This is a genomic window from Peptacetobacter hiranonis, assembly GCF_008151785.1.
Classification (GTDB): Bacteria; Bacillota; Clostridia; order Peptostreptococcales; family Peptostreptococcaceae; genus Peptacetobacter; species Peptacetobacter hiranonis.
In genome coordinates, this window is the sequence record NZ_CP036523.1 from 1,249,390 (window position 1) to 1,261,837 (window position 12,448).

8 protein-coding genes are annotated in these 12,448 nt (G+C 31.7%); all 8 read right to left on the bottom strand.

Annotated elements, in window-relative coordinates; translation table 11 throughout:
* Positions 1-25: 25 nt before the first annotated feature.
* The 8 genes from KGNDJEFE_RS05810 to KGNDJEFE_RS05845 all read right to left on the bottom strand — a co-directional run bounded on the left by KGNDJEFE_RS05810 (position 26) and on the right by KGNDJEFE_RS05845 (position 12,284).
* The gene (locus tag KGNDJEFE_RS05810; RefSeq protein ID WP_040410472.1) at positions 26-1,111 is read right to left on the bottom strand and encodes a hypothetical protein; all 1,086 of its coding nucleotides are present in this window, start codon (positions 1,109-1,111) and stop codon (positions 26-28) included.
* Positions 1,112-1,251: 140 nt separating this feature from the next.
* The gene (locus tag KGNDJEFE_RS05815) at positions 1,252-4,485 is read right to left on the bottom strand and encodes a type I restriction endonuclease subunit R (protein WP_006440452.1); all 3,234 of its coding nucleotides are present in this window, start codon (positions 4,483-4,485) and stop codon (positions 1,252-1,254) included.
* A gap of 22 nt (positions 4,486-4,507) precedes the next feature.
* Positions 4,508-5,080, bottom strand: coding sequence for a restriction endonuclease subunit S (locus tag KGNDJEFE_RS05820; protein ID WP_244949453.1), 573 nt, complete (start codon positions 5,078-5,080; stop codon positions 4,508-4,510).
* Between the two features lie 41 nt (positions 5,081-5,121).
* Positions 5,122-6,390: a restriction endonuclease subunit S gene (locus tag KGNDJEFE_RS05825; RefSeq protein WP_148881815.1), complete on the bottom strand. Its 1,269-nt coding sequence runs from the start codon at positions 6,388-6,390 to the stop codon at positions 5,122-5,124.
* Complete coding sequence (locus KGNDJEFE_RS05830) at positions 6,391-7,959, bottom strand: type I restriction-modification system subunit M (RefSeq protein WP_006440450.1); 1,569 nt, start codon at positions 7,957-7,959, stop codon at positions 6,391-6,393. It lies immediately after the preceding gene.
* 376 nt (positions 7,960-8,335) lie between these two features.
* Positions 8,336-9,367: an adenosine deaminase gene (gene add / locus KGNDJEFE_RS05835; protein WP_006440449.1), complete on the bottom strand. Its 1,032-nt coding sequence runs from the start codon at positions 9,365-9,367 to the stop codon at positions 8,336-8,338.
* A 245-nt stretch (positions 9,368-9,612) separates the two neighbouring features.
* The gene (locus KGNDJEFE_RS05840) at positions 9,613-10,425 is read right to left on the bottom strand and encodes an Mrp/NBP35 family ATP-binding protein (protein WP_006440448.1); all 813 of its coding nucleotides are present in this window, start codon (positions 10,423-10,425) and stop codon (positions 9,613-9,615) included.
* Between the two features lie 242 nt (positions 10,426-10,667).
* Positions 10,668-12,284, bottom strand: coding sequence for a Na/Pi cotransporter family protein (locus tag KGNDJEFE_RS05845; protein WP_006440447.1), 1,617 nt, complete (start codon positions 12,282-12,284; stop codon positions 10,668-10,670).
* Positions 12,285-12,448: the final 164 nt, after the last annotated feature.

Here is a 12,448-nt window from a genome sequence, read left to right on the forward strand (position 1 = left end):
ATTTACTTAAGTTTTCAATTATTTCTTAATATTCGTCTTCTTCTACTTCTTTTATCTTTCTTCCTTTGATAAGTTCTTCGTAAGCTTCTTCACCGACTTTTTCCTTATCTTTATTGTCCCTTAAAACCATATCTGTAGACTCTCTTATGATAACATCGTACTCTTCTTCGCCAAGATTTTTCTTTTCCTCAGCGACTTCATGGTCATCACCTTTTACAAATAAATCATACGCTTCTTTAGAATATTTTTCATCGATCATATCGATTCCCCCTTCATCTACTCCAGATGTATTGTTTTTATCTGATACAGAATCATCATCTTCTCCGTAGATATTTATCTTTAATTCCCCTGCAAACTCTACATCGTCTGAATCATCTGCATTATCAGCTGCACCACAACTTCCTTCTATCTCATCTATTATCTCTTCTAAGTCTTCCTTTATTTCTTCCATATTCGCTTCTTCTATGTCTGTTGTTTCTATATGAGAATCCTCAATCTCAGAACTTTCCATCTCATAATCTGAAACAGCGGAATTTTCTACATCAGAATCTGCAATGTCGTTAAATCTCTCAAATTTAACCTCTTCAGCTTCTTCCATATCTTTAAATTCTCCTTCTTCTCTACATTCCTCAATATCATCTCTGTAATATTCGTCTAGAAAAGATGGATCCTTTTGAGCTATGTTATCCAATTTCATCATAACCCGTTTTGAATATGTAACTGTCATTGCCTTTCTCTCTAATTCCCGATCAGAAGACGCAAAACCTATTTCTAAAAGCTTGTACAACATTTTTTCTGAGTACCTAGCTATTATATTCGCTTCTTTAGAATCCCTTATTACAACATCTATTTCTTCCTCTGCACCTGTTAAATGAGAGCTGATTTCTTCAGTCTGAGCTTTAAGTCCCATAACAATATGGTACTTTTCTACAGTTTCAGCCATCTGTCTATCTATATTTTTATCTATATCGCTTAGGATTGATCTCATTTCCTTGTAGACTTCTACCTTAGAAAACGAAATTATATCTCTAAAAACGTTGAATTCATTTATACTGTACATTTGAAGATTATTTTCTTTTTCGAATAGATTCTTAAAAAATTTCTTTTTCATATATGACACCACCTTTACATTCATTATACTCTATTTATAAGAGTCTTAATTTGATTTTTAGTTCACATAATCTTCAAAGTAAATTTAATACTAAAAAATAACCACATTAGAGTATTCATCTACTCCAATGTGGTTGTTTTCTATTTATTATTTACATTATATGTTGCAGATTCTTCTGCAGCCATTGATGCATATTGTTCAGAAATAATATCTATATCATTTATATTATTTGTCTTTTCCGCAGTAAAAGTTCCACCAATACCAAAGAATTTATCGAAAAATAGCTTAAACTTATCGATAATACCTTGTTTTTTATTAGCTCTTTTTCCACCACCAAAACGAGAAACTTTAGGCATAAGTTTATTAATATCTGTTCCTGTGGTTTTTACTTCTCCATCGCGGAATGAATTTTCAATAAACTTCATTGTTTCTAGGTCATCCAAATTTTCTTCTTTAATAATCTGATTAAGCTCTTCTTCACGTTTTTCAACCACATAATCATTCCATTCCGTCATAACATCTTCAACATCGTTAATTTTTGAAATAAAATTTTCAATAAGTGATTTTTTGCTACGTAATTCATGACTAGCATTAATAGCACTATTTATTGTAACAAGTATATCTTTATCCTTACAATGACCATCATGATAATTTTTGACAAGCATAAGTATATAATCAATATTGATTTCTATTTGTTTGATAAGTTCAACTTCAAAAACAATATCATCAATAATATCCGTACTTTCACCTCTTTTTTGTTTTTCCCTCCATATATCTCTTAAATCTTGATATTTTCCAGTATAATCCTGTAAATCACGTTCTGTAATCATCTCTTTATCTGCAAAATCATCAAATGCAGATAAAAGGTTTCTCATACGAAGAATTGCTCCAAAAAGAGAAATGAAATCTTTTTGATTTTGCTCGCCTATAATTTGTGACTCTGAAAGTGGGAATTTTGACATAAGCTTATCCATCATCTCTACATATCCAGGGTATTTCTTTCCATCAACATCTTCATATCCATAGTAATAATCATTGAATCCCTTCATCAAGACAATACCGCCTGCATTCTTATCACCAAAAAGAGAAATAGCAGTATCGACTTGTTTCCGTAGATTTCTAAAGCATACTATATTTCCAAAAGTTTTAATAGAATTAAGTATTCTATTTGTTCTTGAAAATGCTTGAATCAGTCCATGCATCTTCAAATTCTTATCCACCCATAATGTATTCAATGTTGTAGCATCAAACCCTGTTAAGAACATATTTACAACAATAAGTAAATCTAATTCCTTATTCTTCATACGAAGAGAAACATCTTTATAATAATTCTGGAACTTATCTCCATCTGTAGAATAATTTGTATGGAACATCTCATTATAATCTTGAATAGCTGATTCAAGGAAATCTCTTGAAGACTGGTCAAGTGCAGATGTATCTTCTGAGTTTTCCTCACCTAAAATACCACTCGTACCTTCATTCTCATCTTCATTTGCACCATAGCTAAATATAGTAGCTATGCGCAGTTTCTTTGTAGGATCTGCTTCCATTTGTTTCTTGAATTCTTGATAATATAATTTTGCCATTGGTACAGATGCAACAGCAAAAATAGAGTTAAACCCACTTACTCTTTGTTTCTGCTTAATTTCCTCTACAGCACCTTTTTTACCAGAAGCAACTTCTGAAATATTTGTTAGTGTGTTATATATGTAAGTCTTGTCACCACGATAAGTCTTCCTATCAAAATTATTAAGGATATATTCAGTAACAAGTTTAATTCTTTCTGGCGCCATCATAGCTTTTTCACGAGCTATATCCCAAACCTGCTCATCATCAATGTCATCACTCATATCCATAGTCTTTACATAATCAACTCTAAAAGGAAGCACATTTTTATCATTAATAGCATCAACAATTGTATATGTATGAAGTTGGTCGCCAAAAGTCTGCTCAGTTGTAAAAAACTGAGCATTACGAATACTTCCTGTATTAGCTGGGAATATAGGTGTTCCTGTAAATCCAAAAAGATGATATTTCTTAAAACTCTTTACAATAGCAGCATGCATATCCCCAAACTGGCTTCTGTGACACTCATCAAAGATTATAACTACATGCTTATCATAAACTTCATGTTCTTTATTTTTCTTAATGAATGTTGCAAGTTTCTGAATCGTTGTGATAATAATTTTAGCATTACTATCCTCTAATTGCTTTTTAAGAATTGCAGTAGAAGTGTTGCTATTTGCTGCACCTTTTTCAAAACGGTCATATTCTTTCATTGTTTGGTAATCTAAGTCTTTACGGTCAACTACAAATAGTACCTTATCTATATATGGTAATAATGATGCCTGTCTTGCAGTTTTAAATGATGTAAGTGTCTTCCCCGAACCTGTTGTATGCCAAATATAGCCACCACCAGCAACATCACCATATTTTTTGTAGTTGTTTGCAATCTCAATACGATTCAAAATACGTTCAGTAGCAGTAATCTGATATGGACGCATTACCATAAGTATATTTTCAGATGTGAAAATACAATACTTAGTGATAATATTTAATAACGTATGTTTTGCAAAAAATGTTCTTGTAAAGTCAATCAAATCAGAAATTACACGGTTGTTTGCGTCTGCCCAAAATGAAGTAAATTCAAAACTATTGCTTGTCTTACCTTTCTTAGTACTAGAAGAAGAATTAGAATCTTTAATTGCATTGAAACGTGTACTGTTAGAATAATACTTTGTATTAGTTCCATTTGAGATAACAAAAATCTGTATATATTCAAAAAGTCCACTTCCTGCCCAGAATGAATCACGCTGATATCTATTAATCTGATTAAATGCCTCACGAATAGCTACACCTCTACGTTTTAATTCCACATGAACAAGAGGTAAACCATTCACAAGAATAGTAACATCATAACGGTTATCATGCCTAGCACCTTCTGCAGTTCCAATTACATATTGATTGATAACCTGTAAAAAGTTATTATGTATATTCTTCTTATCTATAAGTGTGATATTTTTTGTACTACCATCATCACGTTTTAAAACCTGAACATTATCTTCCTGAATTTTTCTAGTCTTTTCTACTATTCCTTCGTTCTGATTTGAAATTGAATTTTTGAAAAATCTATCCCACTCATCTTCAGAGAATTTATAGTTGTTTAATTTTTCAAGTTGAGCACGAAGGTTAGCTATTAAATCTTTTTCGTTATGTATATTTAGGTATTCGTATCCTTGTTCGGTAAGCATACGAATAAATTCTTTTTCTAAGGCTACTTCAGACTGATAATTGCCAGAGCGTGTTTTTACTGGCTCATATTCTGTAACTACTGTATTTTCTGTTGTCTGTGCAACAATATTAAAATATGGCACAGTATCCGCCTCCTTTACTTATTTATTCAAAAGTTAGTAATTTATCTCTATAATATTCATATTGTTTTTGTCTTGCTTCAATTTCAGCAGGTATCCCTGATGTGATATCGTTACATAATGAATCAAATCTATCAAGTATAGATACAATTCTTTCTTGTTCTTCTATTGAAGGTAGCATAATTTCAATACCACCCAATTTGCTTGGTGTTACTTCAATTACCTTTGTACCATGTGCTAATTTTTTCTTCTGCCCAAAGAATGAACTTGAACGGAAGAAGTACGACATATATTTTGCATTCTGATTATGTTTGATGATTGCCGTATGACCACTAACTGCAATTTCTTCATCTCCAAGCCATGCAGTACAAGAACATACATCTTCAATATTCTCACTAGTAACCGCCATAACAATATCACCTGTTTTTGCGGTTTTTGATTTTTCAAATACTTCATCATTAACAAAAGTTAATGTTTTATCCGAAGAAACACCAAAGTGTGTGTAAATCTGACCATAATGAATACAAGGTTTTCCATTTTCTACAAAGTCCTTTTTCTGTAAATTACCACCACGTGAAATTGTTGCAATATCATCCAATTTAACAGGACAATAACCAAAAACATACTGAATAAGTTTAATTATTGCTTGTCTGTCTGTCTGTCTGTCTGTCTGTCTGTCTGTCTGTCTGTCTGTCTGTCTGTCTGTCTGTCTGTCTGTCTGTCTGTCGCGATTATCTTACCAGTTTCAGCAAATGTCAATAGTAAATCACGATAATATTCATACTGTTTTTGTCTTGCTTCAATTTCTGCTGGCAGACCAATCTTAAGATCAGAACAGATAGCATCAAAATTGTCAAGAACATCTGCTATTCTTCTCTGAATATCAATAGTTGGATATTTTATTACAATTTTACCAATATCATCTTTGTTAATTTTAATTGGAACAGCATGGTGAAGAGTTCTTTTTGCTAATTCCTTTGTTCCTAAGCTACTCTCTATATAATGTTTTAAATATCTAACATCTAAAAGTTTTTTATTAGGTCGTATTAAAGCCAATGATACATAATAGGCTAGATCTTTAGGTTGTGTCATAATTGCACATTTTCCAATTGAACCAATTCTAGTCATAAACAAATCATCAACTTGTGGTTTGATTTTATATTTTGAATAGGCTTCTTCACTAATAAACTTATTACTAGAATAGATATCGTCTATATTTTCAACACTTATAAAAGGAATACCTTTTGATTTGTACTCTGGCGTTTGATGTGTGCCATCATAAATCTCAGCTATTTCATTTAATTTAGAAACATTTGATTTCACTATATTTATTGAGATTAATTCATTTCTATAATATTCATATTGTTTCTTACGAGCTGTAAGCTCGGCTGCAAGCTCTTTTATAAGCTCTTTTGTAAGTAACGTGAAAGAGTCCAAGATACGGACTATTTCACGTTGTACCTCCAAAGGAGGTACAGCAATAGCTATACTTGATACTTTTTTTGTATTTATAGTTGGCACACCACCCTCACTTTGCATAGCACTTATTTTTTCCTCATTATTTTTCAAATATTCATATATGTATTTACTATCTATTTTCTTTTCATATTTACTAATCGGAATAATAGAAAAGCATTTATCATTTAGATAAAAATCAACTTCAATGTAATTAACAAACCCCGAATTAGCACCTACTCTTGATATTGTAACAGTATTAGCTTTTCTATTTGATAAATGATATAATCCCATAGGTTCTTTTCCACCACTTATAATAGGATATTTTCCATTTTCTGTAATATCCTTCTTTGTGATTCCTTTTCCCGTTTTTATCTCACATATATCACCCAAATATTTATATTCCACACCATTAGGACACAACTCTTTAATTAATTCTTCTAATTTACTCATTTACTGCACCTCTATTTCTGCAATAATTTCATCGATTGCTTTTCTTAATGCTTCTTCACGAGCAACAATTTCTTTAATTTCCGCATTAAGTTTTACAATATCAATCTTTTCTCTTGTATCTTCTGCTTCAACATAAGTAGATACAGAAAGATTATAGTCATTTTCTGCAACTTCATCATATGTAGCAAGATGCGAGAAGTGTTTAACCTCATTACGATTTGCAAAACAGTCCACAATCTTATCCATATTTTCTTGCGTCATATGATTGTTATTTGTTGCCTTAACAAATTCATTAGTTGCATCAATAAATAACGTTCTATTATCTGATTTGTTTTTCTTAAGTACCATGATACAAGTTGCAATGGAAGTACCAAAGAATAGATTAGAAGGTAACTGTATAATACAGTCTACAAAGTTATTGTCAATTAAGTATTTACGTATTTTCTGTTCTGCACCACCACGATACATAATTCCTGGGAAACATACGATTGCAGCAGTTCCATTTGGAGCAAGCCAAGAAAGACTGTGCATTATAAATGCTAAGTCTGCTTTACTCTTTGGTGCAAGTACTCCTGCAGGAGCAAAACGTGGATCATTTATAAGTAATGGATTATCATTCCCAGCCCATTTTATAGAATAAGGTGGATTTGAAACAATTAATTCAAAAGGTTCATCATCCCAATGAGCAGGTGCTGTAAGTGTATCCTCACAAGCTATATTAAATTTATCAAAACCTATATCGTGTAAAAACATGTTAATTCTACATAAGTTATAAGTTGTAATATTTATCTCTTGCCCGTAGAATCCATTGCGAATTTTATCCTTCCCAAGTAACTTTTCCGCTTTTAAAAGTAGCGAACCTGAACCACATGCTGGATCATATACCTTATTAATTTCAGTTTTTCCAACAGTACCAAGTCTTGTAAGAAGCTCTGATACATCAGCAGGAGTAAAGAACTCTCCACCGGATTTACCTGCATTTGACGCATACATTGTCATAAGATACTCATAAGCATCACCAAAAGCATCTATATCGTGATTCTTAACATAACCAAGATTCATATCAGCTATACCATCAAGAAGTTTGCAAAGTTTTTCGTTTCTCTTTGCGACAGTTGAGCCAAGTTTATTATTATTAACATCAAAGTCATCAAAAAGACCAGCAAAATCTGATTCTGATTCGCTACCTTTTGCAGATTCTTCTATATGACGAAATACCCTTTCAAGTGTTTCATTAAGATTATCATCATCTTTTGCTTTTGCTCTTACATTACAAAATAGCTCAGACGGAAGAATGAAAAATCCTTTTTCCTCAATAAGACCTTCTCTCGCTTCTTCAGCGTATTCATCTGATAAGCAAGCGTAGTCAAAATCTGTATCGCCTGCTTCTCTTTCTCCTTCATTAATATAGTTTGTTATATTTTCAGAAATATATCTATAAAACATCGTGCCAAGCACATAGTTTTTAAAATCCCAACCATCTACTGCACCACGTAATTCATCAGCGATTGCCCAGATAGCACGATGAAGCTCATCACGTTCCTGTTCTTTTTTATTATCAATTGCCATTTTTTAATCTTCCTTTCCGATATTAGTATATTATTATTTAAGTTAATAAGAATATATATTGGGTTTCACAAAATCTTTTATTCACTTAAATAAGACATAATAATTTTATCAATTTATTTATTTTAATTATTATATAGCTTAATCATAGCATACAGAAATTAATTTTACTATATTATTTATCATTTTTTATAGAACATAAATTTTATCTTCTTAATTATAAGAAATTTTTCCAAAAAAATAGCATAGCCGATTTTTTACGACTATGCCACCTTTTTAATTTAATAAAGTCTATGCTTTCTACTTCCATTAACAATTATTATTTTTTATTCGTTCAATTTTTATAATTCTATACTCTTAAATTCAATAAACTTTTTTCCTACTGATTTAATACTCTCAATAATTTTTCCTTCTTCTTATCATCCACAAACAATGCATTAACAGAATGGGCATAAACCTTTCTAAACTCTTCCTCACCAAAACCAAACACATCTCTGCAAACCTCAAACTCATCTGACATAGATGTATTAGAAACAGTTCTATTATCTGTATTCACAGAAATCTTAATTCCATCATCTAAAAATCTTCTGATTGGATGATTTTTCATAGAATCTACAGCCTTAGTTTGAACATTACTTGTCGGACAAATCTCAAGCATCACACCTTTTTCCTTCACTAAATTATACGTTTCCTCATTATTCTCTATCCTAACTCCATGCCCAATTCTCTCAGCACCAAGCTTTTCAATAGAATCTATAACATTCTGTGCAGAAGCTGCTTCACCTGCGTGAACAGTTATATGATATCCGTATTCTTTAGCAAGTTTCATAGCATTTACAAACTTATCTGCAAATCCTTCTTCTTCACCGCCAGCTAAATCCACAGCAGACACACCTTTACCGATAAACTTTTTACCAGCTTCAATTGTTTCTATCGCATCTTCCTCGCTAAGATGCTTCATACAACAAAGAATCAAAGTCGCTTCTATATTAAAGAACATCTCAGCTCTCTTAATCCCGTTTATCGCACTCTGAATAACCTCTTTCTGGCTCATACCATTTTTAGTATGTAGCACCGGCGCAAACCTAATTTCCATATACTTCACATTCTCAAAAAGTGCGTCCTCCATAAGCTCAAACACAATCTTTTCTATATTTTCACCACTCTGCATAACAGCTAGTGGAAGATCAAACCTCTTCAAATACTCATCAAGAGAACTACACTCCATTGGAGCAATAGAAAGCTTCTCAATCTCCTCTAAATCATAAGAAGGAAGCTCAATACCATCCTTCTTAGCTAAATCTATAATAGTCTTTGGTCTAACACTACCATCCAAATGACAATGTAACTCAATCTTAGGAATATGATGACAATCCATAACTAAAACCTCACTTTCTTCAACTTTTACCATGCCACCAAAATAAAATAAATTTAATTAATTTAAAAATGTGGCTGATTGTGGACTTTTACCAAAGCCACGTTATTTTTGGAGAAGTTATAATTACTTTTCTCGACAATCTGCAGACGTGGGTTTTAATTACAACAAAACATATTATCTACACGCACGTCGAAGCCTGGAGAGAAAGTAATTATAATTCGAACAAAAAAGGGGCTTTGTAAAATCCACAACAGCCCCTCATCTTTCAAATTAATAAATTATTTTATTTTAGATACTACTCCATCTATTATTTTTTCTATTTTTTCACTAGTTTCGTTTACACCATTGTGAGTTATATCTATAACTTCTTTGCTCATTGGTAACTCAGCTAATAAATCTAATCCTAAACCTTCAAGGAATCCATCTGTTCCTTCACCTTCGAATAATTTTATCTTCTTACCACAGTCTGGACATTCTATATAACTCATATTTTCAACAACACCATATACAGGTATATCCATTTTCTTAGCCATATTAACAGCTTTTGAAACTATCATAGATACAAGATCCTGAGGTACAGAAACCATAACAGTTCCGTTTATTGGTATATTCTGCATAACTGTTAAAGCTACATCACCTGTTCCTGGAGGCATATCTATTAATAGATAATCTAAATCTCCCCATATTACGTCTGTGTAGAACTGTTTAACAACTCCACCTAATATTGGACCTCTCCAGATAACTGGTTCATTTTCATCATCCATCATAAGATTTATAGACATAACTTTTATTCCGTTACCATTAACAACTGGGAATATACTTTCTCCATCGCTTAAAGCTTTAGCATCTTTAACTCCCATAAGTCTTGGTATACTTGGTCCAGTTATATCAGCATCTAATATACCTACTGAATATCCCTGTTTTGCTAACTGATTAGCAGTAAGAGCAGTTATAGTAGACTTACCAACTCCTCCTTTACCACTCATTATACCTATTATTTTACCTATATGATTCTGTGGGTTATTTTCTATTGAACAGTGTTCCTTATTATTACATGACCCTTTTGATGGGCAATTACTACAATTTGACATTTTTCATTCCTCCATTGTGTTACTTTTAAAGTAATTCATTTTTATTATTTTTTTACTTTACATATATATTGTAGTACAGTTTTTAATTAAAGTCATTAAATTTTTTAAGTTTATTTTTAGACAATCACAAAAAAAGACTGCTGCAAAATATGCAACAGTCCCTTCATATATTTCTAAATCTATTCCGTTTTTATATAATCTATTTTTTCTTACCTAACTCTTACCTAATATTTATCTCCAAATTATTTTAATGAATTGAATTTCTCTGCTATATTTGAGCAGTGGTCAGAAATTCTTTCGAAGTTAGTTAATAAGTCTAGGAATAATATTCCTGAATCTACAGTACAAACACCGTCTCCAAGTCTCTTTAAATGTTCATTTCTGTACTGTTTAACTAACATATTAACTTCTTCCTCAGTTTTTTCTATTTCATCATATAAATCATGATTTTTAGTATTTATATACTCTATTGATGAATCTATATTCTTTAATAGTAACGCTGCTATTTCATCTATCTCACTCTTAGCTACATCAGAGAATTTTGTATCTCCGTCTACTGCTAATTTATCTATTTCTGCTATATTTTCCGCATGATCTGAAATTCTTTCTAAGTCGTTTACTACATGGAATAATAAATCTGCTTTAATTCTCTCATCACTATTTATATTAGTATTAGATAATTTTAGTAAGTAGTTTAATATACTCTTATGTAGTGTATTTACTGTTGTTTCATAAGTAAATGCTTTATCTATCGCTTTTGAATCTCTAGTTCTAAGACCTTCCATCGCATAAGTATATGCTTTTTTAGCTTTTTCACCCATTCTTGCAACTTCCTGAACAGTGTTTCCAAGAGCTATTGAAGGAGTTTCAAACATTCTTTCGTCTATGTATTTAGTAGTATTAGCTGTAGCTAATTCTATTTCTTCTTCTTTAACTGGAACTAATCTTTCTGCTAATTTAACTATGTATTTAGAGAAAGGTAGTAATATTATAACGTTTATAAGATTGAATAGTGTATGTGCATTTGCTATCTGTCTAGCTGTGTTAGCTGGATCTAGATGCTGAACAACTGCAACTATTGGTTTATTAAGCACTAACATGAATAATAATGTACCTATTACGTTGAATGATAAGTGCATTACTGCTGCTCTTTTTGCATTTCTACTAGCACCTAAACTTGATATAAGTGAAGTTACACAAGTACCTATGTTGTCCCCGTAAAGTATAGGTAATGCTGCTGTTATTGGAACTAGTCCCTGTGATGCAAGTGCTATCAGCATACCCATTGACGCTGAAGAACTCTGAACTATACCTGTTATTGCGAACCCTGCTAATATTCCAAGTATTGGATTTTTACTTAAGAATAATAACGCATCTCTAAAACTCTGTAATTCTGATAAAGGAGCAACTGCTTCTTTCATAAATTCCATACCTGTAAATAAAAGACCAAAACCGATTAATATTTCTGCTACCTGTTTTGTTTTTTCTTTAGATGTAAACATATAGAATATAATACCGATACCTAGTGCTATTGGAGCTATGTCCTCTAAGCTAAATGAAACTAACTGAGCTGTTACTGTTGTACCTATATTAGCCCCCATTATAACACCTATTGCCTGAGATAATGTCATTATCCCTGCATTAACGAAACCAACTACCATTACTGTAGTTGCACTTGAACTCTGTATGATTCCTGTTACTACTGTCCCTACAAGTACACCCATTACAACGTTACTTGTAAGCATTTCTATTATTTTTTTAAGTTTGCTTCCTGCAGCTTTCTGAAGTCCCTCTCCCATTACTGTCATTCCGTACAGGAACATTCCTAAACCGCCTAATAAAGTGATTGCTGTCTGCATTTCTTCCTCCTTGAAAATAGATTATATATTTTATTATTTTTTGTTTTCTTTTGGTTCCCTCACCAAACAACATATTTATAATAACAAATTACAAATTTAAAAGAATTAAGAAAAAGTTAAGTAGTAGTTAAGTGTATGTTAAGTTGTTAATTCTATGTTAAGTT